Source organism: Pseudomonas sp. App30, from assembly GCF_047947025.1.
Classification (GTDB): Bacteria; Pseudomonadota; Gammaproteobacteria; order Pseudomonadales; family Pseudomonadaceae; genus Aquipseudomonas.
This window is the reverse complement of record NZ_CP133165.1, coordinates 5,067,845-5,094,225: the sequence shown is the minus strand read 5'-3', so window position 1 is coordinate 5,094,225 and position 26,381 is coordinate 5,067,845. Positions and strand designations below refer to the sequence as shown.

Sequence of the window (26,381 nt, the reverse complement as noted above, 5' to 3'; positions counted from 1 at the left end):
CACCATGCGTAAACATTTGATGATCCCTGCCCTGCTGGCCGCCAGCGTTGCCCTGGCCGCCTGCGCCACCAAACCCAACCCCAACCTTGAGTCGGCCCGCAGCAACTTCCAGGCCCTGCAAAGCAACCCGCAGGCCAGCCAGGTGGCAGCGCTGGAAACCAAGGACGCCTCGGACTACATGGACAAGGCCGACAAGGCCTTCCTCAACCATGACGACAGCCGCGATGTGGACCAGTTGGCCTACCTGACCAACCAGCGCGTGGAGCTGGCCAAGCAGACCATCGCCCTGCGCACTGCCGAGGCCAACCTGAAGAACGCCGCGGCCCAGCGCACCCAGGCGCGCCTGGATGCCCGTGACGCGCAGATCAAGAAACTGCAGGACAGCCTCAACGCCAAGCAGACCGACCGCGGCACCGTGGTCACCTTCGGCGACGTGCTGTTCGACGTGAACAAGGCCGGGCTGAAGTCCAGCGGCCTGGTGAACGTGAACAAGCTGGCGCAATTCCTCCAGGAAAACCCTGACCGCAAGGTGATCGTCGAGGGCTACACCGACAGCACCGGTTCGGCGGCCTACAACCAGAGCCTGTCCGACCGCCGCGCCGGTTCGGTGAGCACCGCGCTGGTGAAAATGGGCGTAGACCCAAGCCGCGTGGTGTCCCAGGGTTACGGCAAGGAATACCCGGTGGCCGACAACGGCAGCGTCTCGGGCCGGGCCATGAACCGTCGCGTGGAAGTGACCATTTCCAACGACAACCAGCCGATTGCCCCGCGCAACTCGGTCAGCTCCAGCAACTGACGCTGGCAAGGCTGGCGGCGCCCCTGGCGCCTGCCAGCCGGCCCGTCAGGGCTTGGGCGTGAAACCCGTGGTCAACGGGAAGCCCGGGTGCAGCAACTGGGCGCTGGCAATCACGGCGATCATCACCAGCGCCGTCACCCACTGCCAGGTATCCCAGTCGAACACCCGCACCACCGCCTGCCACGGCTTGCGCCAATCCGGGGCCAAGGCCTCGGCATCCGGCTTGAGCCATTGGCGCACGCTCAGCGCCAGCCACCCCGCCACTCCCAGTATTCCCAGGTTCAGCCCCACCCAGCCCGTCACCGCCAGCCACGGCACGCCATGGCGGATCAGCAGCGCCTGACGTTGCGGGTCCAGGCGCTTGGGCAGCCACCCGCTCAGCCACAGGTCGGGGGCCAGCAGTTCATGGCTGAAGCGCGCCCACAGGCCCATGACGAAGCGCACGATCCACACCACGATCAAGCTCACGAACGCGCTGGCCACCACCTGTTCCCACCAGCCCTGCAGGCTGGTCTTGCCGGCCAGATGGCCGAGCGCCAGGACCAGCATGGCGCCACCCCAGACCTTGGGCAGCTGCCGGGTCTCGAACGGCCGCGGCATCAGCCGCCGCCAGAAGAACGGGTCGCCCGACGGCAGGCGCTCGAGCAGTTGCGGGTACTGGTAGGCGAACTTCATCGACAGGTCATGGCAGGCCTGCCAGTCGGCGTGTTCGAAGGTGCGCACCCACTGGTATTGCTGCCACAGGGTGAGCGGCGTCAGCAGCAGCAACGCGGCCTTTTGCGCCGCGCTCGCCGACTGCCGGGTATCGGTGGCCATGGCTTGCAGCTGCTGGTACCAGGCCTGCTGCTCACAACGCTCCACCAGGCGGTGCCAGCGCCACTGCGGCTCGGGAATAATGCCCTTGGCCTGGTCCCAGCCGAACAGCCGGCACACCCGTTCGAACAGCGCGCCGCTGATGTCCGGGTCGTCGTCCAGCAGCTCCAGCACCATGGCCTGCAGGTCCAGGCGCCGGTCGAAGGCGGCCAGCCACGGTTGCTGCGCCAAGTGGGTCAGGGCGTCCATGAACGGCCGCTCGTCACCCGCCTGCAGGCTGTGGCCCAGGGCCTGGCAGTGGCGCACCATCAGCGAACGCACCAGCGCCTGCTGCTGGGACGGGGTCAGGCGCACCTGCTGGAAGGGCGTGAGCCACTGGCGTTGGCTGATGCCCCAGTCCAGCAACGCCGCCTCGGCGTGGGGGGCGTCCAGGCAGCGTTCGGCCAGGCGTTGCTCAAAGGCCTGGTCGCAGCCTAGTTGCAGCGCCTGTTGCCAACGCTCGGCGAGGTTGTGCGGGGTCAGGTCAAGCAGCAGGCCGTGGGCCTGCACGTCGGCCGACGGCGCTGGCTCGACGACGGCCATGGTCGGCACGGCCACGCTTGGCTCGGGGTGTTCCTGCACCGGGGGCTGTACCCACACGGCGTCCTGTTCGTGCGCATCGTCATCGCTTTCATCGCGCCAACGTGCCAGCTGCAGGGCACGTTCGTAGGCCTCGCGCAGGCGCTGGAAGGCTTCGGCATCCTCGTCGGGGCGGTGCACCTTGAGCAACCGCGCGTACTGGCGCTTGATGCTGCGCTCGTCGGCCTGGTCGTCCAGTTGCAGCACCTGCCAGCAATCCTGGTAGACCTCGCTCATTGCCACAGGCCCCGGTCGACTTCGCTCAGGCGCTCGGTGAGGTCATGGCGCACTTCGCGAATCTGGCGTTCGTCCTGGGTGTCGAGCACCTGCTGGAACTGGCTGGCCCAGTGGTTGATCTGCTGGCGCATGTCACCCAGGCTTTCCTGGTACAGGCGCTCCAGGCGCGCCACCAGCACGGTGTTCACCTGCTGGTCGCGCGGGTGCACCTTGAGCTGCGACAGGGCCTGCAGGCGCTGCTGGATTTCCTCGGGGCTGAGGACGCCGGGGTTGTTCTCGATCACCAGGGCATGCTGCTCGCCGGTCAGCGGGATGCTCACCTGGGCCTCGAGAATGCCGTTGTTGTCGTAGGTAAAGCGCACGTCCAGGGTCACTTCGCCGGCCTTGCGCTTGGGCACCGGGATGTCCAGTTCGCCCAGTGCCACGTTGTCCTTCACCAGGCGGCTCTCGCCCTGGAAGATCTTCACCAGCACGTGTTCCTGGTTGTCGGTGAGGGTGTTGACGGTCTTCACCCGGCTGACCGGCACCACGCTGTTGCGCTCGATGATGGGCAGGTAGTGCCCGGCTTCCTGGCGCTGACCCATGGTTTGCGACACTTCGATGCCCAGCGTGTAGGAACAGACGTCGGTGAGCACCACCTCTTCCAGCGCCGCCGAACGCGCCTTCAGCGCAGCCTGCACGGCAGCGCCGTGGGCCACCACTTCGTCGGGGTTGAGGGTGATGGAAGGGAAGCGGCCGAACAGCCCGGCGGCCAGCTTGCGCACCAGCGGCATGCGCGTGGTGCCGCCCACCAGCAGCACTTCGTCAAGGTCGCTGACACGAATGCGCGCATCGCGCAGGGCGCGCTCGATGGGCGCACGCAGGCGCTCAAGCAACGGCGCGTAAAGGTCGGCGAGCTGCTCCTGGGTGATGGTGTGCAGCCATTCACGGCCGCCCAGGCGCAGCACGAAGTCGCTGCTGGCCTGCTGGCCCAGGCTCTTGCGCACCCGTTCGGCTTCGCGGCGCAGGGCCTGGCGCACGTTTTCCAGGGGCGGCAGGTCGGCGTGCTGGCGCACGAAGTGCTCCACCAGCAGGCTGTCGAAATCCTCGCCGCCAAGGAAGTTGTCACCGGCGCTGGCGCGCACCTCCATGACCCCGTCGAACAGCTCCAGGATCGACACGTCGAAGGTGCCGCCACCCAGGTCGAAGATCAGGAACGAGGTTTCCTTGTCCTTCTGGTGCAGGCCATAGGCGAGCGCGGCGGCGGTGGGTTCGTTGATCAGCTTGTCCACCTTCAGCCCCGCCAGCTCGCCGGCGATGCGCGTGGCCTTGCGCTGGGCGTCGCTGAAATAGGCCGGCACGCTGATCACCGCCTCGGTGACCGGCTCGCCGAAGGCGCGCTCCACGTCTTCCTTGAGGCTCTTGAGCACCAGGGCCGACAGCTCCTCGGGACGAAACTGGCGCTCGCCCAGGCGTACTTCCTGGGCGCTGCCCATGTGGCGCTTGAACAGCGCCGCGGTCCTGGCGCGATGGGTATGCAGGCGCTCTTTCGCGGCCTGCCCCACCAGCACCCGGCCTTCGTCGTCCAGGCCAACCACGCTTGGGGTGAGCACGCTGCCCAGGGCGTTGGGCACCAGTTCCGTGGTGTCGCCGCGCCAGACGGCGATCAGGCTGTGGGTGGTGCCAAGGTCGATGCCGACGATCATGGGCGCAGAACTCCTTTTCCGGGGAAGGCGATGATGGCACTACCGTGGTGGCCACCATGTAAAAATGTGTCCGAATGGTAACGCAATCCACGAAACAGCGGGAGCCGCCCGGTTTTGATCTGCTTTTGATCTGCTTTTGATCTGGCCGTTGATCTTGATTTTGATCTGGCTTTTGATCTGGCTCTTGATCTTGATTGTATGCCCCGTAAAGCGCCCGGGCCGACTGGAGGCGTCGCTCAACGGGCTGCCCGAAGGGCCGAGGCCGCAGGCCGAAGAGACGGTAACCCGCAGGCTTCTATAGCGGGTGCCGTCTGCCCGTTGAGCGGCGCCGGAAGGAGGGGACCCGTAGCGAAGCGTAGGGCCCAAGCAGGGGCAAGCCCTTTTTGGTGACTTTTTGGGGCGACTGCCAAAAAGTTACTCGGCGTAAGGCCGAAACGGTCGGTGGTCGCACCGCGAAAATGGATATGTCCGAATCCCTCAGAAGCGAGATTCGAAAGCCATGCACATATCCAATACCAAGGGTGATGCAGAATCACCTTTCCGGCCTTACGCCGGCTCACTTTTTGTCAAACGCCACAAAAAGTAAGCAAAAAAGGCTTGCCCCTGCTTGGTCCCTACGCTTCGCTGCGGGTCCCCTCCCTCCGGCGTCGCCCAAGCGGACGACGGCCCGGAATAGAAGCGCCTCCGGTTCCGTCTTCCCCGGCTACGCCAGGGACCGCTCGGTCAACGCCTCCAGTCGGCCCTGGCGCTTTACGGGGCACACAATCAAGATCAAAGGCCGCACGGGATCAAGATCAAAGGCGGTCCGCGGCGTGGCAGCGGCAGCGGCTACGGCGCGGCTTGCGCGCAGTGCACGGCTTGCTTCTGACTGTTGACCAACACCCCACTCAAACCCTTCTGCTGGGTATCAAACAACACCAACACCCCATCAATACACTGCGCCACTTCATTGGCCGGCGTAGCCGAGACCTTGTAATCCTCGCCAGGAATGGTCTTGAGCATGGTGAAGTCACTCAACAGCAAGGCGTCCTCAGGCTTGGCGAAGTGCAGGTAGCCGTAGTACCACAAGCACCCAACAGTGACGAAAATACTGCCGATGCCGGTCAGGATCATCGGGATGGCGTTGCGTTCGTCACTCATGGGGCGGCTCTTGTTGTTCGGGGTAGTTGGGCACTTCGCCCAGGCGGCGCAGGCCGTTGAAGTGTTGCGGGTCTTGCAGGAAGCGGATCATCACGGTACGCCAGGTGGGGTCGGCGAAGGTCTGCACGTGCCCACCACGGGTCAGTTGCAGCACCCGCGGGGGTGGCGCGTGCTTGTACAGTTCCAGGCCGTTGGCCAGGGGCACGATGGGGTCGTCCATGCTCTGGTAAAACAGCATCGGCGTGCCCTTGAGCGCCGCGATGGAGTAGATCGCGCTGTCGCCGTCCGGCACCAGCCACGACAACGGCACCTGCAGCGGCCAGGTCAGCCACGAAGTGCTGAGGGCGAATTGCCCCACCCCGCGGTAGCTCGACGGCACGCCGTCGAACACCAGCGCCTGCAGGCGCTTGAGCTGTTGCGGGTGGCTGGCCAGGTAGTGCACGCCCATGGCGCCGCCCAGGCTCTGGCCCAGCAGCACCAGGGGTTTGCCCTGCACCTCGGGCTGCTGGTCCAGCCACTTGAACGCTGCGTCGATGTCCTGGTAGATGGCCGGCAGGCTCGGCTCGCCCTGGGACAGGCCGTAGCCACGGTAGTCCAGCAGCAGCACCTGATAGCCCTGCTCCGGCAACCACCAACTGCCACCCAGGTGCCAGGCCATGTTGCCGCCGTTGCCGTGCAGGTGCAGCACCGTGCCTTTCACCGCCACGCCAGGCTTGGCCGGCAGCCACCAGCCGTGCAGGCGGGTGCCGTCGGCGGCGGTCAGGGTCACGTCGCGGTAGGCCAGGCCGGCCTTGTCGGGGGCGAACGGCTGGCCCTTTTCCGGGTAGAACAGCAGGCTGCTGCAACCGGCCAGCAGCGCCAGCGCCACCAGGCCGCTACAGAATGTTCGAATAGTCCGCTTCAATGCGATCCAGGCTCAGGTGGTTGAGGAAGTTGGAGAAGCACATCCACGCCGACAGCGCGTTGAGGTCGCGGAACTGCTCGGGCAGGTATTTGGGCGGCGTCACCAGGCCTTCGTCCACCAGCTGGCGCAGGGTGCGCATGTCTTCCAGGGTGGTCTTGCCGCAGAACAGCAGCGGGATCTGCTCCAGCTTGCCCTTGCGCACCGCCAACTGGATGTAGTTGTAGACCATGATGAAGCCCTTCAGGTACGACAGGTCCTTGGTGAAGGGCAGGCCGGTGGGCGTGGAGCCACGGAACACGCGGCTGGCGTTGCCGTAGCTTTCCGGCAGGCCGAAGCCCTGCTCGCGGAAGAAGTCGAAGATCTGCAGGAAGTCGGCGCCCTCCTCCACCATGTGGATGGCGCGGGTGCGGTTGGTCAGCTTGCGCAGGCGGCTGGGGTAGGAGGCGAAGGCAATCACTTCCATCAGGATCGCCAGGCCTTCCTGGGTCACGGTCGACGAGGGCGGCCCCTTGGACAGGAAGGTGCAGATCGGCTGGTTCAGGCCGTTGAGGGTGGTGCCCACGTGCACCAGGCCTTCGTGCACTTCCAGGGCGCGTACGTCGCGCTCGTTGAACATCGCGTCGCTGCGGATCTTGATGTAGTCGGCGCCTGCCGCGGCGTCGGCGACGATGCCGTCGGACTCGAACACCCGGATGGTTTCCTCGGCCTCGCCGAAGGTGCGGTTCAGGCGGCTTTGCAGCATGCCCACGGCGTCCTTGGCGGTGAGGGTCTTGGGCTCGTCCTTGAGGTCGCCCCGGCCGTCGATGTTGTTCAGGTAGTCCGACAGCATCAGGCCCAGGTCGGCCAGGGTCGGGTCACCGGCGTGGAAGGCATCGGAGGCGGCGCCGTAAAGCTCCTGGGAAATCAGGCCGAAATCCTCGGTGCCGCGCGCTTCGAGCATGCGCACCACCATGCGGTATTCCTTGCACATGCGCCGCATGATCTGGCCCACCGGGTTGAACTGCCCCAGCTGGCGGGTGATGTCGCGCTCGATGTTCTGGAATTCCAGCTTCACCGCACTGGAGTCGAACGACAGCGGGCGGTTCTGGTAGTAGGCGCGGTCCACGGCGGGCATGGCCTTGCCCTTGGCCTTGAGGAAATCCTGGCGGATGCTGTCATCCCATTTCACCGCGTCCAGCACGCGGATGGGTGCCTGGGCCAACACGATACGGTCGGAAAGGCCGCGAATCGTCTGCTGATAATCGTCCACCGGCGACTCCTTGCTATTACTGCGGTTTTGACTTGGCCCGGGTATAGCGGGCTATTTCGACGAACACGTCGGAGTTGGCCGGGTCGTCCAGGTAAGCGAAGACCTGGTCCAGCCCGCTGTCCACCCGCACGCCCTCGCCTTGCGGGGTGTCCAGCCCGGCGCCGCTCAGCGCGTGCTGGGCAATGGCCTGCTGGATGCGCTCGACATCGAGGTTATAGACCACCAGCGCGCCGTCGTCGGCCAGCTCGAAGCCTACCAGGGCATACTGACCGCCATAATCGGCCGGCATTCGCGCCGAGGCGTACCAGCGGCTGCCATGGCCGGCCACGGTGAAGCCTACCTCATCGCGCGGCTGCCCGGCGGGGGTGCTGATGGCAAGGTAATGGTTGGCGTCCTGGCGCTTGATGGCCAGGGCCAGGTGCTGGCCCCACGCGGTCCGGCTCACCCAGTGCCCCACCAGCCCGGCTGGCGCGGCCTGGCTGGGCGGCAGCGGGTCCTTGAAGCTGACCAGGCAGCCGCTGAGCAACAGCGACCACAGGGCGATGAGCAACAGGCGCCAGGCTTTCATCAAGCACTCCTTGGGCGGTGGGGACAGGCGCATTCCTGCGCCTGGGGTCAGGCCGAAGCCAGGACCAGGTGCATGTAGCGGGTGAGGATCGCCAGCATCTCGTCATCGGCCATGGGTGCCTGGCTGTCGAGCAGGCCCTGATATTCCATGCGGCCGATGATGGCCGTCAACACCTTGGCATCCTGGTGCGGCTCGCGCGAGCCCAGCACCTGCAGCAGCTGGCAGGTGCCCTGCAGCAGGATCTGCTGGTGCGAGGTAACCAGTTTTGCCAGCCGTGGGCTGAGCAGCGCTTCCTGGCGGAAAGCCTGCTCGGCCATCAGGTAGTCGCGGCGGGTGAGCAGCTGGCGGTGCACGTACTCGGCAGTCATGCGCGCGATTTCGTCGGCCAGCTGGGCGCGGGACGCCGGGCTGCCATCGTTGCGCGCCATGATGTTGCGCAGCAGTTCCTCGGTGCTGGCCCACAGCTTGGCCATGTACGCGGCGCTGCGCTCCACGTATTGGGCGAAGGTGTCGGTGAGCAGGTCTTCGATGTCCTTGAAATAGTAAGTGGTGGCCGACAGCGGCACGCCGGCTTCCGCCGCCACCGCCCGGTGCCGAACCCCGCGTACGCCGTCGCGTACGACAATGCGCATGGCCGCGTCGAGAATCTCCTGACGACGCTGCTCACTTCCCTGGCGGCTGGCCTTGCGACCCTGATACTGCACACTTTCCGCCACTGCTGTCGCTACACCGGCAGCACCTTGTTGAGCCATTGCAGGAGTCACTTCTACTGTCCTCTGTAGTGTTTCGCCGATGTGGTGGCGTGCACTGTAGCCGCTGCCGCAGGCTGCGCTGGCCCTGTGCCTCGCTGGGAATGTTCAGCGACCACACCGGCCAGCGCAGCCTGGCGGCAGCGGCTACAGAGTTCACCACGTAATCATTGTATTGCGTTGTCTGTGCAACGTGCACAAAAAAGCCGCCCCGAGGGGCGGCTTCTTCATTTGCTGTCAGGCCTGCGGACGCATGTGCGGGAACAGGATCACGTCGCGGATCGACGGCGAGTTGGTCAGCAGCATCACCAGGCGGTCGATGCCGATGCCTTCACCGGCCGTTGGCGGCATGCCGTACTCCAGCGCGCGCACGAAGTCGGCGTCGTAGTGCATGGCTTCGTCGTCGCCGGCGTCCTTGTCGGCCACCTGGGCCATGAAGCGCTCGGCCTGGTCTTCCGCGTCGTTCAACTCGGAGTAGGCGTTGGCGATTTCACGGCCGCCGATGAACAGCTCGAAGCGGTCGGTGACGTTGGGGTTGTCGTCGTTGCGACGGGCCAGCGGCGACACTTCGAACGGGTACTGGGTAATGAAGTGCGGCTGCTCCAGCTTGTGCTCGACCAGCTCTTCGAAAATCATCACCTGCAGCTTGCCCAGGCCTTCGAAGCCCAGCACCTTGGCGCCGGCTTTCTTGGCGATCGCGCGGGCCTTGTCGATGTCGTTGAGGTCGTCGGCGGTCAGGTCCGGGTTGTACTTGAGGATCGAGTCGAACACCGACAGGCGCACGAACGGCTCGCCGAAGTGGAACACCTTGTCGCCGTACGGCACGTCGGTGGTGCCCAGCACCAGCTGCGCCAGCTCGCGGAACAGCTCTTCGGTCAGGTCCATGTTGTCTTCATAGTCAGCATGGGCCTGGTAGAACTCGAGCATGGTGAACTCGGGGTTGTGCCGGGTCGAGACGCCTTCGTTGCGGAAGTTGCGGTTGATCTCGAAGACCTTCTCGAAACCACCCACCACCAGGCGCTTGAGGTACAGCTCCGGCGCGATGCGCAGGAACATGGCCATGTCCAGGGCGTTGTGGTGGGTTTCGAACGGCTTGGCCGCGGCGCCGCCAGGAATGGTCTGCAGCATCGGCGTTTCCACTTCCAGGAAGTCACGCTGCATCAGGAAGCTGCGGATGTGGGCGATGACTTGCGAACGCACGCGGAAGGTCTGGCGCACGTCTTCGTTGACGATCAGGTCAACGTAGCGCTGGCGGTAGCGCTGCTCGGTGTCCGACAGGCCGTGGTGCTTGTCCGGCAGCGGGCGCAGGGACTTGGTCAGCAGGCGCACGTGGGTCATTTCCACGTACAGGTCGCCCTTGCCCGAACGGGCCAGGGTGCCTTCGGCGGCGATGATGTCGCCCATGTCCCAGGTTTTCACCGCGGCCAGGGTGTCTTCGGACAGGGTCTTGCGGTTGACGTAGACCTGGATGCGACCGGTCATGTCCTGGATCACCATGAACGAGCCACGGTTGAGCATGATGCGACCGGCAACCTTGACCGGGATGGCCAGGGCTTCCAGTTCTTCCTTGGTCTTGTCGACGTACTGCTTCTGCAGGTCGGCTGCGTAGCTGTCACGGCGGAAGTCGTTGGGGAAGGCCTGGCCCTTGGCACGCTCGGCAGCAAGCTTTTCCTTGCGCAGGGCGATCAGGGAGTTTTCTTCCTGTTGCAGGGCTTGCGGGTCGAGTTGTTGGTCGCTCATGTCTTGAAAAATTCCATCACGGGGTTGTTGCCCCCGCCTTGCGGCGGGGATCGCGGGCGGTCACGCCCCGAAGGGCGCGCGCCTTACAGGCCTTGCTTGAGGCTGGCCACCAGGTATTCGTCGATGTCGCCGTCCAGTACCTTGTCGCAGTCGCTGCGCTCGATGCTGGTGCGCAGGTCCTTGATGCGCGAGGCATCCAGCACGTAGGAGCGAATCTGGTGCCCCCAGCCGATGTCCGACTTGCTGTCTTCCATGGCCTGGGACGCGGCGTTGCGCTTCTGCACTTCCTGCTCGTAAAGACGGGCCCGCAGCATTTTCATGGCGGTGTCCTTGTTCGCGTGCTGGGAACGTTCGTTCTGGCAGCTGACCACGGTGTTGGTCGGCACGTGGGTGATACGCACCGCGGAGTCCGTGGTGTTAACGTGCTGGCCACCGGCGCCCGAGGAGCGGTAGGTGTCGATGCGCAGGTCCGCCGGGTTGATCTCGATCTCGATGTTGTCATCGATTTCCGGCGACACGAACACGGCCGAGAACGAGGTGTGGCGGCGGTTGCCGGAGTCGAACGGGCTCTTGCGCACCAGGCGGTGCACGCCGATCTCGGTGCGCAGCCAGCCAAAGGCGTACTCGCCCTTGATATGCAGGGTGGCGCCCTTGATACCGGCCACTTCACCAGCCGACAGCTCCATGATGGTGGTGTCGAAGCCGCGCTTGTCGGCCCAGCGCAGGTACATGCGCAGCAGGATGTTGGCCCAGTCCTGGGCTTCGGTACCGCCGGAACCGGCCTGGATGTCCAGGTAGGCGTTGTTGGCATCCATCTCGCCGCTGAACATGCGGCGGAATTCCAGCTTCTCCAGCGACTCGCGCAGGCGGTCGACTTCCTCGGTCACGTCGGCGACAGCGCCTTCGTCTTCTTCCTCGGCAGCCATCAACAGCAGGTCCTTGGCATCGGCCAGGCCCGCGTTCATTTCATCCAGGGTGTCGACGATCTGCGCCAGCAGCGCGCGCTCGCGGCCCAGGTTCTGGGCGTATTCAGGGTTGTTCCAGACTGCCGGATCTTCAAGCTCGCGGTTGACCTCGGTCAGACGCTCATGCTTTTGATCGTAGTCAAAGATACCCCCGAATGGTTTCGGAGCGCTCGGACAGGTCCTTGATGGTGTTCAGGATCGGGTTGATTTCCATGGCGGGCAGCACTCGTACGTATTGTGTCAAAAGCCGGAGAGTATAACGCACTCGCAGCCCCGAGGCAGCCCGCCGGGCGGGTTTGATAAAGATTGCCTTGTTTCCAAAGCAACCCACCGCGTCGTCTGCATCGCGACCAAGGTCGGCTCCTACACCGACCGCGTAGGAGCCGACCTTGGTCGCGATGCAGGCAACACGGTGTCAGTCGCTGATGCCTACCTGGTTGCGGCCGTTGTGCTTGGCCTGGTACAGGCCCTTGTCGGCGGCCGAGATCAGCTGCCGGCAGTGGGAGCCGCCCTGGGGGATCTGGGTGGACAGGCCGATGCTGACGGTCAGGTGCGAGCCTTCGCTGGGGGCGATGTGCGGGATTTTCAGCGCGGCGATGGTCTGCCGCAGCTTTTCCGCCACCAGGCGGGCGCCGCCGGGCGAGGTGTTGGGCAACACCAAGGCGAATTCCTCGCCGCCGTAGCGCGCCGGCAGGTCGGTGGAGCGGCTGCAGCTGTCGCGGATGGCGTCGGCCACGCGGCGCAGGGCTTCGTCGCCGTCCAGGTGGCCGAAGCTGTCGTTGAACGACTTGAAGTAGTCGACGTCGATCATCAGCAGCGACAGCTGGGTCTGGTCGCGCAGGGCGCGGCGCCATTCCAGCTCCAGGTATTCGTCGAAGTGACGACGGTTGGACAGGCCGGTGAGGCCGTCGGAGTTCATCAGCCGTTGCAGCACCAGGTTGGTGTCCAGCAGCTGTTGCTGGCTGACGCGCAGGGCGCGGTAGGCCTCGTCGCGCTGCAATAGCGTCTGGTAGGAGCGTGAGTGGTAGCGAATGCGCGCCACCAGCTCGATGTTGTCCGGCAGCTTCACCAGGTAGTCGTTGGCGCCGGCGGCAAAGGCCGCGCTTTTCACCAGCGGGTCTTCCTTGGTGGACAGCACGATGATCGGGATGTCCTTGGTGGCCGGGTGGTTGCGGTAGTCGCGCACCAGGGTCAGGCCGTCGAGGCCGGGCATCACCAGGTCCTGGAGGATCACCGTGGGCTTGAGGCGCACGGCCTGCTCGATGGCGTGGTGGGGGTCGGCGCAGAAATGGAAGTCGATGTTGGCTTCGTTGGCCAGCCCCCGCCGCACTGCTTCGCCGATCATGGCCTGGTCGTCGACGAGCAGCACCATGGCCTTGTTCTCGTCGGTGGCCTTGAACTCTTCGATCTGCAAATCAATCATGCGTTGTCACCTGATCGCTGCCTGTACGCTGGCAGGGCTTAATACTCGGGGTCATGGCTGGATAATTTCCATCAGTCTGGGAGCAATCCGCTCCAGGGGGCGGATTTCCACCGCTGCATCAATGGCCGCTGCCGCCTTGGGCATGCCATACACCGCACTGCTTGCCTGGTCCTGGGCGATGGTCAGGAAGTTCTGCTGGCGCAACAGCTTCAGGCCCTGGGCGCCGTCGCGGCCCATGCCGGTCAACAGCACGCCGACCGCGTCGCCACGCCAGAAACGCGCCACGCTTTCAAAGAATACGTCGATGGACGGCCGGTAGATCTCGTTCACCGGCTCCTCCGTGTAGGCCAGTGTTCCGTCGCTGAGCAGACGGAGGTGATGATTGGTACCCGCCAGCAATACTACGCCAGGTTGCGGCGGTTCGCCTTCGCGGGCAAGGCGCACGTTGAGGCCGCTCGCCCCGGACAGCCAGTCGGCCATGCCGGCGGCGAACACCTGGTCCACGTGCTGCACCAGCACAATGGCCGCCGAAAAGGTTTTCGGCAAGCCCTTGAGCAATACTTCCAGGGCAGCCGGGCCGCCGGCGGAGGAGCCGATGGCGATCAGCGTCTGCCGTTGCACCCCCGTGCGAAGGGGCGTGGGTACGGCCTTGACCGAGGTGCCGCGCTGGCCGATCAGCCAGCCGATGTTGAGGATCTTGCGCAGCAGCGGCGCCGCCGCCTCGCGCGGGTTGCCAGCACCCACTGCCGGGGTGTCGACCACGTCCAGGGCGCCATGGCCCATGGCCTCGAACACCCGGTGGACGTTCTGCTGGCGGTCGACGGTGACGATGACGATGGCGCAAGGGGTGGCGGCCATGATCTGGCGGGTGGCCTCGACGCCGTCCATGACCGGCATGATCAGGTCCATCAGGATCAGGTCGGGCAGCTGTTCGGCGCACTTGGCCACCGCCTCGGCGCCGTTGCCCGCCACCCAGATGATCTGGTGCGCCGGCTCGAACGCCACCGCCCGGCGCAGGGCCTCGACGGCCATGGGCATGTCGTTGACGATGGCGATCTTCATCCCTGGGCACCCCCGATCAGCTCGACCACGGCGTCCAGCAGGGCATCGTCGTGGAAACTGGCTTTAGCCAGATAGTAGTCGGCCCCGGCGTCCAGGCCACGCCGCCGGTCTTCTTCACGGTCCTTGTAGGAAACCACCATCACCGGCAGCGACTGCAGGCGCGTGTCGCGGCGCACCAGGGTGACCAGCTCGATGCCGTCCATGCGCGGCATGTCGATGTCGGTAATCAGCAGGTCGAAGTCCTCGCCACGCAGGGCGTTCCAGCCGTCCATGCCGTCCACCGCCACCGCCACGTCGTAGCCACGGTGGCTGAGCAGTTTGCGCTGCAGTTCGCGCACGGTCAGCGAGTCGTCCACCACCAGCACGCGCTTGCGCGCCTGTTCCACGCCCGGGCGGTTGCGCCGGTCGATGCGTTCCAGGCGGCCGGTGGTCAGCAGTTTTTCCACCGAGCGCAGCATGTCCTCGACGTCAATGATCAGCACCACCGAGCCGTCGTCCAGCAGGGCCCCGGCGGAAATGTCCTGGACCTTGCCCAGCCGCGCATCCAGCGGCAGCACCACCAGGGTGCGCTCGCCGATGAAGCGCTCCACCGCCACGCCATAGATAGCGTCGCGCTCGCGGATCACCACCACCCGCAGCGAGTCCTCGCTGCTTTGCCCGGCCGGGCGCTGCAGCAACTGGCTGGCGGCCACCAGGCCGACGTGGCGGCCTTCGTACCAGAAGTGCTGGCGGCCTTCGAGCTGGACGATGTCCTCGGCCGGCAGGTCCAGGGTGTGTTCAATGTGCGCCAGCGGGAAGGCGTAGGCCTCCTCGCCCACTTCCACCACCAGGCTGCGCACCACCGACAGGGTCAGTGGCACTTCGATATGGAAACAGCTGCCCTGGCCGCGCACCTGGGTCAGCTCCACCGAGCCGCGCAGCTGGCGCATCATGTGCTGCACCGCGTCCAGGCCGACGCCGCGGCCGGACACTTCAGTGACCTTGTCGCGCAGGCTGAAGCCGGGCAGGAACAGGAAGCTCAGCAGTTCTTCCTCACTGAGCTGGGCGGCGGTCTCGGCCGGCGACAGCTGGCGCTCGACGATGCTGCGGCGCAGGCGCTCAAGGTCGACGCCACCGCCGTCATCAATCAGTTCCAGTACCAGCAACCCGGCCTGGTGCGAGGCGCGCAGCAGCACCCGGCCCTCGGCCGGCTTGCCCGCCAGCAGGCGCTGCTCGGGCGATTCGATGCCATGGTCGACGGCGTTGCGCAGCAGGTGCGTCAGCGGCGCCTCGAGCTTTTCCAGCACGTCGCGGTCGACCTGGGTCTTCTCGCCTTCGATCTCCAGGCGCACCTGCTTGCCCAGCTCGCGGCCCAGGTCACGGACCATGCGCCCCTGCCCGCCCAGCACGTCGGCGAACGGCCGCATGCGGCACGCCAGGGCAGTGTCGTAGAGCAGCTGCGCGCGCTGGCTGGCCTGCCAGCCGAACTCGTCCAGCTCGGCGGTCTGGTGCACCAGCATCTGCTGGGTCTCGCCCAACAGGCCTTGCACCAGGGCCAGGGCTTCGAGCACTTCCTCGGATTGGTGGGTGGCCTGCAGGTGCTCCTTCAGGCCATCCAGGGCACGCTGGCTCTGGCCCTGCATGCGCTTGAGGCGCTGCATGGTGGCCAAGTACGGCTTGAGCCGCTGGGTTTCCACCAGCGATTTGCTGGACAGGTCCAGCAGGCTGTTGAGGCGTTCGGCCGTGACCCGCAGCACGCGCTCGCCGCCTTCCACCGGCGCGCCCTTGGCCTTGCGCGGCTCGGGGCTGGCGGGGGCTTCGGCGGCCGCTTCCGGCTCGGGCGGCGGCGCGGCCACCAGCGGCTCCGGCGCCGGAGCGGCGGGCCGTGGCGGCGGGGGCACCGCCGAAGGGTCCAGCAACACGGTCATGCGCACCGAATAGGCAGCGATGTCTTCGGTGGTGGGCGCCGTGTCGGGGGTGGCGATGCGCATCAGCAGGTCGGTGCCGTGCAGCAGCGCGTCAATGTGTTCGGGGGTGAGCAGCAGCCGGCCTTCCTGGGCGCTCACCAGGCAGTCTTCCATCACGTGGGCGACGCTGACGCCGGCATCGACGCCGACGATGCGCGCAGCACCCTTGAGCGAGTGCGCGGCGCGCATGCAGGCTTCCAGCTGGTCGGCCTGGGTGGGGTTGCGTTCCAGTTCCAGCAGGCCGGTGCTCAGCACCTGGGTCTGGGCTTCGGCTTCCAGGGCGAAGAGTTCAAGCAGCGAGGCGTCGCGCATCTGGTCCGGGGTCATGTCAGGCTCCGGGCAACGGCGTCCAGCAGTTGGGTTTCGTCCAGCACCCGCACACTACGGCCCTTGAACGGCAACACCGACTCGGTGAAGCGCTTGCCGGCCTGGCCGGCGGCGGGCGAGGCGTTGTCCAGGTCCGCCAGGTCGATGCGGTGGATGCCGTCGACTTCATCCACCGGCACCACCACCGAGCCACCGGCGGCGGCCAGGATCAGCATGCGCGGCATCACCCGCGCCGACGCCTGGGGGCTGACACTGACGTCCACCCCCAGCAGTTCGGCCAGGGACAGGCACGCCACCAGCGCCCCGCGCACGTTGGCCACGCCCTGCAGCGCCCGCGAGCGCTGGTGCGGCAGCGAATGCACCGGCTGCACCGGGGCGATCTCCACCAGGCAGCGGGTGGCCAGGGCCAGCCATTCCTCAGCCAGGCGGAACACCACCAGCGAGCGCGAGGCCACCTGGCCCAGCTCCTCCAGGGTCTCGCCACGCACGCTCTCGCGGGCCAGGGAATAGCGGTCCAGCAGGCGCACGGCGGCGCCCGCGTAGACCTGGCAGTTACGGCAATGGATATGGTCGGCCAGCAACGGGCACGACTTGTCACCGTGAATCCCGATCCGGTTCCAGCAATCGTCAATCGCTTCGCCATCCCCCTGGATGACGTTCAGCGAAGCCAGGCCAATCATCGTTTACGCTCACTGTCAGCGGTTCGGTCACTGCGCGCGGCGCGTTCCTGCAAGCGCCTGGCCCCGACGCTGTCGCCCTGGGCGGCCAGCAGCATGGCCAGGTGGGCCAGCGCTTCGGGGTGCTGCGGTTGCAGGTACAGCGCCTTGCGGTAAAAATCCTGGGCCTTGCGCGCATCGCCACCGACGTCGTTGAGCAAACCGAGCCAGTAGTACGCCTGCGCATGCGGCCCCTGATGCTTGAGGTACAGCTCGCACGCCTGCATGGCCGCCTGGCTCTTGCCTTCGTTGGCCAGGCTGGCGATCTGTTCGAGCGTCACCTGTACCTGTTTTTCGGCCGCCGGCGCGGCCACTTGAGGCAGCGGCGGCGCAATGGGCGCGGCGCGTGGCCGTGGCGGCATGGCGGCCGGCAGCGCACGCGGCGGCGGCGCCACCCACGGCGTCATCGGTTGCGGCTCTGGCGCGGGGTTCTCGTCGCGCACGAAGGCGAACGACTGCGCGATGCCAATGGGGCGCATGCCCAGGCGCGCCAGCAGGCTGCCCTCGGCAGGGCCGATGAACAGGGCGCCGTCCTTGTCAGTCAGGCCCTTGAGCACCTCGAACACGCGCTGCTGGGTTTCCACGTCGAAATAGATCAGCAGGTTGCGGCAGAACACGAAATCGTAGGGCGGCTCGCCCTTGAGCAGCGCCGGGTCGAGCACATTGCCCGGCTGCAGGCGCACCTGCTGGCGTACCCGCTCGCCGAGGCGATAACCGTCGTCTTCCACCTCGAAATAGCGCTCGCGAAAGCCCAGCTCGGCGCCGCGGAACGAGTTGCGCCCGTACAGGCCACGCTGGGCCTTGGCCACCGACAGCGGGCTGATGTCGACGCCGTCGACGCGGAACTGGCTGGCCAGCACGCCGGCGTCAAACAGCGCCATGGCAATGGAATAGGGTTCTTCACCCGTCGAGCAAGGCAGGCTGAGCAGGCGCACCGGGCGGGTGCCCTTGAGCGCCAGCAGCCGCGCCTGCACCAGGCGCGCCAGGGCCGCGAACGACTCGGGGTAGCGCAGGAACCAGGTCTCCGGGACGATCACCGCTTCAATCAAGGCCTGCTGCTCGGTGCCGCTGCCCTGCAGCAACTGCCAATAGGCGTCGGCGCTGGTGCAGCCGCTGGCCGTACGGCGTTGCTGCACGGCGCGCTCGATCAGCGCCGGGCCCACCGACGCCACGTCCAGGCCGATGCGGTCACGCAGGTACTTGAAGAAACGTGGATCGTCGCCCATCAGTCATCCCCATCCTTGAGGCTGGCGGCCAACTGCGGTGCAAACAGCAGCTGGCGCACCTGGTCATCGAGCAGGTCTTGCACGCCTACCCACTGCAGCAGGCCTTGTTCGTCCTCACGCACCGGGCCCAGGTAGGGCGTGTTGGCGTTGGACACCTCGTACGGGCGAAAATCCCGCGGGTCGCAGCGCAGGGTGTTGGTGGCGTGTTCCAGGATCAGCCCCAGGCGCAGGTCGGGGCGCGCGGGGTCGGCGCGGTAATGCACCAGCACCAGGCGGGTGCTGGTGCGCTGCGGCGCCGGCTTGCCGAACATCAGCTGGCCGACGTCGATCACCGGCACCACGCGGCCGCGGTGGGCGAAGATGCCCGCCACCCAGGCCGGCGCCTGGGCCACCGCCTTGAGCGGCACGCAGGGCAGCACTTCGCCGATGTCGGTGGCGGCCAGGGCGAAGCGCTCGGCGCCCACCTGGAAAATCAGGAACAGCTTGCCCTGGCAGGTGATGGCCGCCCTGGACGGGCGCAGCGCCTCGCTCATCAGACTTTGAAACGCGACACGCCGCCACGCAGGCCGGTGGCCACCTGGCTGAGCTCGTCGATGGCGAAGCTGGCCTGGCGCAGCGATTCCACGGTCTGGCTGCTGGCGTCGCTGAGCTGCGACAGGGCGTGGTTGATCTGCTCGGCGCCGGTGGCCTGGGCCTGCATGCCCTCGTTGACCATCAGCACGCGCGGCGCCAGGGCCTGCACCTGCTGGATGATCTGCGACAACTGGTCACCCACCTGCTGCACCTCGAACATGCCGCGGCGCACTTCTTCGGAGAACTTGTCCATGCCCATGACCCCGGCGGACACGGCGGACTGGATCTCGCGCACCATCTGCTCGATGTCATAGGTGGCGACGGCGGTCTGGTCGGCCAGGCGTCGCACTTCGGTGGCCACCACGGCGAAACCGCGGCCGTATTCGCCTGCTTTTTCCGCCTCGATGGCAGCGTTGAGCGACAGCAGGTTGGTCTGGTCGGCGACCTTGACGATGGTCACCACCACCTGGTTGATGTTGCTGGCCTTCTCGTTGAGGATCGCCAGCTTGGCGTTCACCAGGTCGGCGGCGCCCATCACCTGGTGCATGGTGTCTTCCATGCGCGACAGGCCCTGCTGGCCGGAGCCGGCGAGCATAGACGCAGCGTCGGCGGCCGAGGTGACCTCGGTCATGGTGCGCACCAGGTCGCGGGAGGTGGCGGCGATTTCCCGCGAGGTGGCGCCGATCTCGGTGGTGGTGGCAGCGGTTTCGGTGGCGGTGGCCTGCTGCTGCTTGGAGGTGGCGGCGATCTCGGTCACCGAGGTGGTCACCTGCACCGACGAGCGCTGGGCCTGGGACACCAGGGCGGTGAGCTCGGTCATCATGTCGTTGAAGCCGGTCTCGACCATGCCGAACTCGTCGCGGCGCGACAGGTTCAGGCGCGAGCTGAGGTCACCGGTGCGCATGGTTTCCAGGATGGCGACGATCTTCTGCATCGGCTGCATGATGGCGCGCAGCAGCAACAGGCCGCAGATGCCGGCGGCGATGATGGCCAGCACCAGGGCGATGCCCATGGTCAGCTTGGCGTCGCTGACCGCCTGGGAGCTGGCCTGGGAGGCGTGCTCGGCAGAGTCGCGGTTGCGCTCGATGAGATTGTTCAGTTGCTTGCGGCCGGCGGCCCAGGCCGGCGTCACCTGGTCGTTGAGCAGGTCCTGGGCCAGGGAGAAGTGCTTCTGGTGGTAGGCGTCCAGCACCTTGGCCAGGGCCTGGTCATAGGCGACGCGCGTCTTCGAGAACTCGTCGAAACTGGCCTTGTCCTCGGGGTCGAACACGGTTTTCTGGTAGTTGCCCATCTGCTCGCTCAAGCGGTCGGCGAAGGCCTTGTACTGGTCCTCGTCGGCCGTGACGAACTCACGCTGGTAGCTCAAGCCCACCAGTTGCTGGGTGTAGACGAAGCTCTCGACCCAGGCGCTGCGGATCATCGAGCTGTAGTAGACGCCGGGGACGCTGTCGGCGCGCACGTTTTCCTGTGCGTCGTCGATGGCCTTGAGGCGCGTATAGGAGGCCACCACCATCAACAGCATAATGGCGATAATCACGGCGAAGCTCGCCAGGATCCGTTGGCGCAATGTCCAGTTCTTCACAGTCATCCCTCGAAAGTGCTACGTCTACCGGCAAATTGGCCGAGTATAGCCCACAGATAACCCTGCTGACTGTGTCGTTTTTGCCTAGGTTTCCATATCTTTTCGACATGATGGCGCGAAGCCACACATTCCCCGTAGCAGCGGCCGCAGGCCGCGTCCGGTCTCACCGCGGTGTGCCAGGAAAGGCGCGGTGCCCTGGACGCGGCCTCGCGGCCGCTGCTACGGGGCCGTTGGGGCCAGGCGCTGGTCGATGGCGGTGATGACGGGGGCGAACACGGCGGCCGGCAAGGCGGCCACCGCTTCGCGGATCTTGGCAAGGAACGCCGGGGTGGCCGTGCGCGTTGCGCGCATGACCCACTGGGCCGCCTCGTCGAGGTTGCCCTGGCGCACCAGCATCGCCGCGTAGCTGCACTGGCCGCGAAAATCCCCGGCCAGGGCCGAGCGCTGGAACCAGTCGAAGGCCAGCGCGGCGTTTACCGGGATGCCCCAACCCTCTTCATGAAAGCGCCCCACCAGGTTCATGGCCTTGGCGTGGCCGCTGTCGGCGGCGCGCTGGTACCAGGCCAGCGCCTGCGCCATGTCGCGCGGCACGCCGCGGCCCTGGCTGAGCAGGTTGGCGTAGTTGTACTGGCCCCAGTCCAGCCCGCGCTGGGCGGCGGCGCGGTAATGCACCGCCGCCGCGGGCAAGTCCGGGGCGCAGCCCCAACCCAGTTCCAGGCAGCGGCCGACCATGTTCAGCGCCACCAGGTGCCCGCGCCCCGCCGCGATGCGGAACCAGCGCAAGGCCAGCCCCGCGTCGCGTTCTATGCCGTGGCCGTCGAGCAGCGCCTGGCCCAGGTGCGCCTGGGCCTCGGGGTTGCCGGTGGCGGCCTGGTCCAGCAGCAGGCGTGCCACCGCGGTGCGGTCCTGCACACCCAGGCGCAGGACGGGATCGGCCAGCATCAGAAGCGGTACTCGGCGGTCAGCGTGGCGCCGCGGCCATCACCCGGAATACCGTAGCCACGGCCGTTGTATTCGGTGAAGTAACGCTTGTCGAAGATGTTGGTGACGTTCAGGCGCAGATCGATGTTCTTGTTGATCGCGTGGGTGAACGCCACGTCATGCACCACGTAGTCCGGCAGGGTGGTCTTGGTCGCCGCGCTGGTGACCGAGTCGGCGCCGGTGCCGGTGCCTTGGTAGATGTCCACGGTGTCTTCGTAGCGCACGCCATAGCTGAAGGTGTTGTCGCCCGGCAGCTTCCAGGTGTTCCACAGGCTGATGGTGTGCTTGGGCGTGTTGGCGATGCCGACCGTGCCATCTTCAGAGGTGGCGTTGGCGGCTTTCAAGGTCACGGCGTTCTGGTAGGCATAGCCGGCATAGATCGACCATTTGTCGGTGATGTTGCCCACCACGCCCAGTTCCAGGCCGCGCACGCGCTGCTCGCCGCCCACGTTCAGCGTGGCGCCGGTGTCGTCGTCGGTGTAGGTCAGGCTGCGCTTGGTTTCATACAACGCCGCGGTCAGGCTGAGGTTTTCGTTGAACACATCCCACTTGGTACCCAGCTCGATGGTCTTGCCGCGCTGGGTGCTGTCGCCGGTGCTGGCGCCGGTCTGGGCGATGGCGGTCAGGCTGCTGGGCTGGCGGGCGTTGGCGTAGCTGAGGTAGATGCTGCCCTCTTCCACCGGCTTGTAGACCAGGGCGGTGTGCACGCTGGTGACTTTTTCCGAGTCCGACGAGTTGCCACCGTCCACCCAGGCGGCGGTCTGGCTGCTGCGCGACCAGTTGCTGGTGATGCGCGAGTCGTAGTGGTCCTGGCGGCCGGCCAGGTGCAGTTGCCAGTGGTCGTTGAAGGTCAGGGTGTCGAGCACGTAGAAGGCCTTGTCGACCTGCTCGGCGGCCACTTCGGCGCTGGTGTAGGTGTCAGCCGAGTACGGGTACTTGGACCAGCTGTTGCTCTCGGCCGTGAGGTTGCTCATGGTCGCGGCGTCGGCGGCGGTGAGCTTGCCGGTGTCTTCCTGCAGGGTCTGCTTGCTGTACTCGATGCCGGTGACCAGGGTGTGGCCGATGCCGAAGGTGTCGAAGCGGAACGTCAGGTTGCTCTGGTCGCTCCAGGTAGCGTTGGTCTGGTCGCGCGACGGGGTGTTGAGGTAGCGACGGTACACCCCCTTGTTGGCCATCACGCCCGGCGCCGGGCTGTTGGCGGCGTAGTAGGTGCCACCCGGGGTGGTGACGAAGTAGTCGTGGTCCAGGTGGAAATAGGTCAGCTGGTTGTCGAAGGTGACGTTGTCGTTGAAGTCATGGGCGAACTTCAGGTTCAGGCGGTGCGACTCGTTGTTTTCCTTGTCCAGGTTGCGCCAGCCCCAGTAGCTGCTCCAGCTGCCCAGGCGGTGCGGGCTGCTGCCGTTGCTGCCGTCGACGGTAGGAATGCCGTAGTCGGTGTTGCCGTTGTCGTGGATGTATTCGTAGGCAATGGTGAAGCGGGTGTCGGTGCCCAGGCCCAGGGACAGCGACGGCGCGAAGCCGTTGCGCTCGCGCTGGATCCAGTCACGGCCGTTCTCGCCGCCCTTGTAGCCCACCACGTTGAGGCGGAAGGCCGCGCCCTCGCCCAGGCCGTCGATGGTGTGGTTGATGTCCAGGGTGCTGCGCTTGTAGTTGGCCGTGCCCACGCCCACGTCCAGGGTGTCGAAGTCCTTCAGCTCCGGGCTCTTGGTGACCATGTTGATGGCCCCGCCAATGGCGCCCACGCCCCAGCCCGAGCTGCTGGAACCCTTGAGCACTTCCACCTGTTCGGTGTTGAACAGCTCTGAGCGGGTGTATTTCGCCGGGTCGCGCACGCCGTCGCGGTAGATGTTGCCGTCGGCGCTGAAGCCACGGATGTTGATGCTGTCGCCAACGCCGCCACCGCCCTCGCCCGAGTTGAAGGTAATGCCGGGCACGTTGCGCAGCACGTCCTTGAGGTCCTGGGCGTTCTGCTCTTCCAGCACGCGCTTGGGCACCACGCTGATGCTCTGCGGGGTGTCGCGCAGGGCCTCGGTGAACTTGCTGCCCGAGAGCTTTTCAGTCTGGTAGGGCGCTGTGTTGTCCTGGGGCGCGTCGATGACGGTCTGGTCCAGCTGCAAGGTGTTGGGCACCTGGTCGGCGGCGTAGGTCAGGCTGCTGAGGGTGGCGACGGCCATGCCCAGGGAAACGTCCAGGCGAGGTTGGAGGGTGGATTGACGGCTCATGGGGTTCTCGAAGGAGGGGCCAACGGGTTAAAGTAATTAACAACGATTCTCTTTCGCGCATTGTGCGATAACGCTTCTCAAGTTCTTGTTAAGAAGTTTTTACAATCGTTACATTTCCATGAAATCTGGACCGCCCATGCGCATTCTGGTCATCGAAGACGACCTGGTTATCCTCGAGAACATCACCCGCTACCTCAGCCGCCGCGACTACATCGTCGACTGCGCGGAGAACGGCGCCCAGGGCCTGGAGATGGCCCGCAGCGGCGACTTCGACCTGATCGTGCTCGACCTGATGCTGCCGCGCCTGGACGGCTACAGCCTGTGCCGGCGCCTGCGCGAGGAAGGCGGACGGCGCATTCCGGTGATCATGGTCACCGCCCGCGACACCCTGGATAACCGCCTGGAAGGCTTCGAGGCCGGCGCCGACGACTACCTGGTGAAGCCCTTCGCCCTGGCCGAGCTGGCCGCGCGGGTGAACGCCGTGCTGCTGCGCGCCGCGCCTCAGCACAAGGCCGTGCTGCAGGTAGCCGACCTGTGCCTGGACACCACCACCCTGGCCCTGAGCCGGGCCGGCCAGCCGCTGAAACTGCCGCCCGCCCCCCTGCGCCTGCTGATGGCGCTGATGCAGGCCAGCCCCGCAGTGGTGGCACGGCGCAAGCTGGAAGAACTGCTGTGGAGCGACTCGCCGCCCGACAGCGACAGCCTGCGTACCCACATTCATCAACTGCGCCACGTGGTCGACAAGCCCTTCGCCCTGCCCCTGCTGCGCACCGTGCACGGCATCGGCTACCGGCTGGCCGATGACTGAGCGCCGCCGCCATAGCCTGGGCCGCCGGCTGATCCTGATCTACGGGCTGGTGAGCCTGCTCACCGGCGCGCTGGTGCTGGCCCTGTCGGACCTGAGCCTGAACCGCCTGGAGGTGCGCCTGCAGGAAATCGACATGGGCATCGCCATCCAGCGCGTGCGCGAAGAAATCGCCAGCGGTGGCGCCGGCCGCCCGGGGCGCTTCTTCGTCGGCCAACCGGGCTCGGCGCAGTTCCCCGCCGACCTGCGGCAGCTGTCCCCCGGCTTCTACAAGCTGATGCGCGGCCAGCGCCTGTGGCATGTGCGCGTGGTGGACGACGGCGCCCAGCGCTACCTGCTGATGCGCGACTACACCGACTACGAACACGGTCTGTCGACCCTGTTGATTGTCGGCGTCACCAGCCTCGGCGGCCTGGTGCTGCTGGCCGTACTGCTGGGGGTGATCACCACCCGGCGCCTGGTGCGGCCCATCGAGCGCCTGGCCGCGAGCATGGGCGCGCGCACCGCCCTGCCCCCTTCCAGCCGCCTGGCGCCGGACTTCCCTGCCAATGAAATCGGCGCCGCCGCCCAGGCCTTCGACGACACCTACAACCACCTGGAACTGGCGCTGCAGCGCGAGCGCCTGTTCACCGCCGACGTCGGCCATGAACTGCGCACACCGATGATGGCAGCGCTGAGCGCTTGCGAGGTGCTGCGCGACGAGGAGCCGCTGAGCCCCGCCGCCGATGCCCAGCTGGCCCAGGTGGAGGCGTCGATCAAAGACATGCGCCAGCGCCTGGACACCTACCTGATGCTGGCCCGTGGCGAGGCCGACTGCTTGGGGTTCGCCCACGCCAGCCTGGCCCAGGCGGTGGCCGAACAGGTGCAGCAGGCCTGCCCCCAGGCGCGGCGCCTGCATTTGGCGCTGCTGGTGGAACCCCAGGGCAGCTCGGCCACCCCGCCGGCCTATCCATTGCCGCTGCTGCGCACGGTGCTGGGCAACCTGTTGCGCAACGCGCTGCAGTACGCCGGCACCGGCAGTGAGATTCGCCTGCGGGTGGGCGACAGCTGGGTGGAGGTGCAGGACAACGGCCCCGGCGTGCCCGCCGACCAGCACGAGGCGATTTTCCTGCCCTTCACCCGGGGGGCTCAGCCCAGCGTCGAAAACCTGGGCCTGGGCCTGTCACTGGTCAAGCGTATCTGCCTGAACCAGGGCTGGGCCATCAGCGTCCATTCCCCCGAGGGCGGGCCGACATGCTTCCGCCTGGACTGCGCATCGTCCCCAAAACAGAAACAATAAGTTCACCCTCTGGATAATTGTTCCTGAAACGGTTTCGCGGCCACAATGGCCGCGCCTCCCAACCTCAAGGAACGACCCACCATGCGCCCCGTACCCACCTCCCTCGCCCCGGCCCTGAGCTTCAACGGTGGCTTCGTCGACACCGTGGGCTTCCTGGCCCTGCAGGGCCTGTTCACCGCCCACGTCACCGGCAACTTCGTCACCCTGGGGGTGAGCATCGTGCACGGCACCTCGGGGGCGCTGGCGAAATTACTGGCGTTGCCGGTGTTCGCCATGGTCGTGGGCTTCACCCACCTGGCCGCCACCGCGTTGCACCGGCGCAACCTGGCGTCGCTGCACCTGCTGATGCTGGCGCACACCCTGCTGCTGGCGCTGTTCATGGCCTGCGCGGTCTGCCTGGGGCCGTTTACCGACGGTGATTCGCTGGTGGCACTGGTCACTGGCATGGTCGGCGTGGCGGCCATGGCTATCCAGAACGCGCTGTCGCGCCAGCACCTGAAAGCCGCGCCACCGACCACGCTGATGACCGGCAACGTGACGCAACTGGCGATCGACCTGTTCTCGCTGATCGGCCTGCGCGACCGCGGCGAACGCGACGTGGTGCTGGCGCGCATGGGGCCCATTGGCCGCAACCTGCTGGGCTTCACCGTGGGCTGTATCGGCTCGGCGCTGCTCTACCTGGCGGTGGGGCTGTGGTGCCTGGTAATTCCTGTGGCCGTGGCCGCCTGGGGCTGCGTGATGGTGTACGAAGGCAAGACCGACCTGGCGTAAGCCG

At 66.4% G+C, this 26,381-nt stretch carries 22 protein-coding genes; 4 read left to right on the top strand and 18 right to left on the bottom strand.

The features are described from left to right. Positions 1-4: 4 nt before the first annotated feature. Positions 5-796 carry an OmpA family protein gene (locus RAM80_RS23525; RefSeq protein ID WP_416422813.1) on the top strand — a complete coding sequence of 264 codons (792 nt, stop codon included), beginning with the start codon at positions 5-7 and terminating at the stop codon, positions 794-796. 45 nt (positions 797-841) lie between these two features. Here RAM80_RS23525 and RAM80_RS23520 read toward each other — a convergent pair whose 3' ends face one another. From RAM80_RS23520 to RAM80_RS23435, 18 genes are all read right to left on the bottom strand, one after another. Next, a complete protein-coding gene (locus tag RAM80_RS23520; protein WP_416422812.1) occupies positions 842-2,464 on the bottom strand; it encodes a J domain-containing protein in 1,623 nt (540 codons plus the stop codon). Continuing rightward, on the bottom strand, positions 2,461-4,149 hold the full coding sequence (locus RAM80_RS23515; protein ID WP_416422811.1) for a molecular chaperone HscC: 1,689 nt from the start codon (positions 4,147-4,149) through the stop codon (positions 2,461-2,463). Before RAM80_RS23515 ends, RAM80_RS23520 begins: the two co-directional genes overlap by 4 nt. Positions 4,150-4,977: 828 nt before the next feature. Then, positions 4,978-5,289 (bottom strand): hypothetical protein, encoded by a 312-nt coding sequence (locus RAM80_RS23510; protein ID WP_416422810.1) that lies wholly within the window; start codon positions 5,287-5,289, stop codon positions 4,978-4,980. After that, positions 5,282-6,193, bottom strand: a complete 912-nt coding sequence (locus tag RAM80_RS23505; protein ID WP_416422809.1) for an alpha/beta hydrolase — start codon at positions 6,191-6,193, stop codon at positions 5,282-5,284. Before RAM80_RS23505 ends, RAM80_RS23510 begins: the two co-directional genes overlap by 8 nt. Then, complete coding sequence (locus RAM80_RS23500; RefSeq protein WP_416422808.1) at positions 6,165-7,442, bottom strand: flavohemoglobin expression-modulating QEGLA motif protein; 1,278 nt, start codon at positions 7,440-7,442, stop codon at positions 6,165-6,167. Before RAM80_RS23500 ends, RAM80_RS23505 begins: the two co-directional genes overlap by 29 nt. Positions 7,443-7,458: 16 nt before the next feature. Further along, on the bottom strand, positions 7,459-8,010 hold the full coding sequence (locus RAM80_RS23495) for a hypothetical protein (protein ID WP_416422807.1): 552 nt from the start codon (positions 8,008-8,010) through the stop codon (positions 7,459-7,461). 47 nt (positions 8,011-8,057) lie between these two features. Continuing rightward, positions 8,058-8,762 (bottom strand): TetR/AcrR family transcriptional regulator, encoded by a 705-nt coding sequence (locus RAM80_RS23490; protein ID WP_416422806.1) that lies wholly within the window; start codon positions 8,760-8,762, stop codon positions 8,058-8,060. 234 nt (positions 8,763-8,996) lie between these two features. Then, the gene (lysS, locus tag RAM80_RS23485) at positions 8,997-10,499 is read right to left on the bottom strand and encodes a lysine--tRNA ligase (protein ID WP_416422805.1); all 1,503 of its coding nucleotides are present in this window, start codon (positions 10,497-10,499) and stop codon (positions 8,997-8,999) included. Positions 10,500-10,582: 83 nt separating this feature from the next. After that, positions 10,583-11,678, bottom strand: a protein-coding gene (prfB, locus tag RAM80_RS23480) for a peptide chain release factor 2 (RefSeq protein WP_416422804.1) whose coding sequence is annotated in 2 segments (ribosomal slippage) — positions 10,583-11,605 and positions 11,607-11,678 — 1,095 coding nt in all. Because the reading frame shifts where the segments join, the coding sequence is not laid out codon by codon here. Between the two features lie 201 nt (positions 11,679-11,879). Beyond that, positions 11,880-12,887, bottom strand: coding sequence for a diguanylate cyclase domain-containing protein (locus tag RAM80_RS23475; protein ID WP_416422803.1), 1,008 nt, complete (start codon positions 12,885-12,887; stop codon positions 11,880-11,882). Positions 12,888-12,938: 51 nt separating this feature from the next. Next, positions 12,939-13,949, bottom strand: coding sequence for a chemotaxis response regulator protein-glutamate methylesterase (locus tag RAM80_RS23470; protein WP_416422802.1), 1,011 nt, complete (start codon positions 13,947-13,949; stop codon positions 12,939-12,941). Then, positions 13,946-16,222: a hybrid sensor histidine kinase/response regulator gene (locus tag RAM80_RS23465; protein ID WP_416422801.1), complete on the bottom strand. Its 2,277-nt coding sequence runs from the start codon at positions 16,220-16,222 to the stop codon at positions 13,946-13,948. Before RAM80_RS23465 ends, RAM80_RS23470 begins: the two co-directional genes overlap by 4 nt. Continuing rightward, positions 16,219-16,902, bottom strand: coding sequence for a chemotaxis protein CheW (locus RAM80_RS23460; RefSeq protein ID WP_416422800.1), 684 nt, complete (start codon positions 16,900-16,902; stop codon positions 16,219-16,221). The genes RAM80_RS23465 and RAM80_RS23460 overlap by 4 nt, the downstream gene beginning before the upstream one ends. Next, positions 16,899-18,164 (bottom strand): CheR family methyltransferase, encoded by a 1,266-nt coding sequence (locus RAM80_RS23455; protein WP_416422799.1) that lies wholly within the window; start codon positions 18,162-18,164, stop codon positions 16,899-16,901. The genes RAM80_RS23460 and RAM80_RS23455 overlap by 4 nt, the downstream gene beginning before the upstream one ends. Next, complete coding sequence (locus tag RAM80_RS23450; RefSeq protein ID WP_416422798.1) at positions 18,164-18,697, bottom strand: chemotaxis protein CheW; 534 nt, start codon at positions 18,695-18,697, stop codon at positions 18,164-18,166. Before RAM80_RS23450 ends, RAM80_RS23455 begins: the two co-directional genes overlap by 1 nt. Further along, positions 18,697-20,319 (bottom strand): methyl-accepting chemotaxis protein, encoded by a 1,623-nt coding sequence (locus RAM80_RS23445; protein ID WP_416422797.1) that lies wholly within the window; start codon positions 20,317-20,319, stop codon positions 18,697-18,699. Before RAM80_RS23445 ends, RAM80_RS23450 begins: the two co-directional genes overlap by 1 nt. A 219-nt stretch (positions 20,320-20,538) precedes the next feature. Further along, positions 20,539-21,261: a tetratricopeptide repeat protein gene (locus tag RAM80_RS23440; protein WP_416422796.1), complete on the bottom strand. Its 723-nt coding sequence runs from the start codon at positions 21,259-21,261 to the stop codon at positions 20,539-20,541. Next, on the bottom strand, positions 21,261-23,522 hold the full coding sequence (locus RAM80_RS23435; RefSeq protein WP_416422795.1) for a TonB-dependent receptor: 2,262 nt from the start codon (positions 23,520-23,522) through the stop codon (positions 21,261-21,263). The genes RAM80_RS23440 and RAM80_RS23435 overlap by 1 nt, the downstream gene beginning before the upstream one ends. Positions 23,523-23,658: 136 nt before the next feature. On the opposite strand from RAM80_RS23435, the gene RAM80_RS23430 reads away from it, so the two are divergent. The 3 genes from RAM80_RS23430 (at position 23,659) to RAM80_RS23420 (ending at position 26,377) form a co-directional block, all read left to right on the top strand. Then, complete coding sequence (locus tag RAM80_RS23430; protein WP_416422794.1) at positions 23,659-24,330, top strand: response regulator transcription factor; 672 nt, start codon at positions 23,659-23,661, stop codon at positions 24,328-24,330. Beyond that, entirely contained in the window at positions 24,323-25,606 is a 1,284-nt protein-coding gene (locus RAM80_RS23425) for a sensor histidine kinase (protein WP_416422793.1), read from the top strand. The genes RAM80_RS23430 and RAM80_RS23425 overlap by 8 nt, the downstream gene beginning before the upstream one ends. 81 nt (positions 25,607-25,687) lie before the next feature. Continuing rightward, complete coding sequence (locus tag RAM80_RS23420) at positions 25,688-26,377, top strand: YoaK family protein (RefSeq protein ID WP_416422792.1); 690 nt, start codon at positions 25,688-25,690, stop codon at positions 26,375-26,377. Positions 26,378-26,381 lie beyond the last annotated feature (4 nt).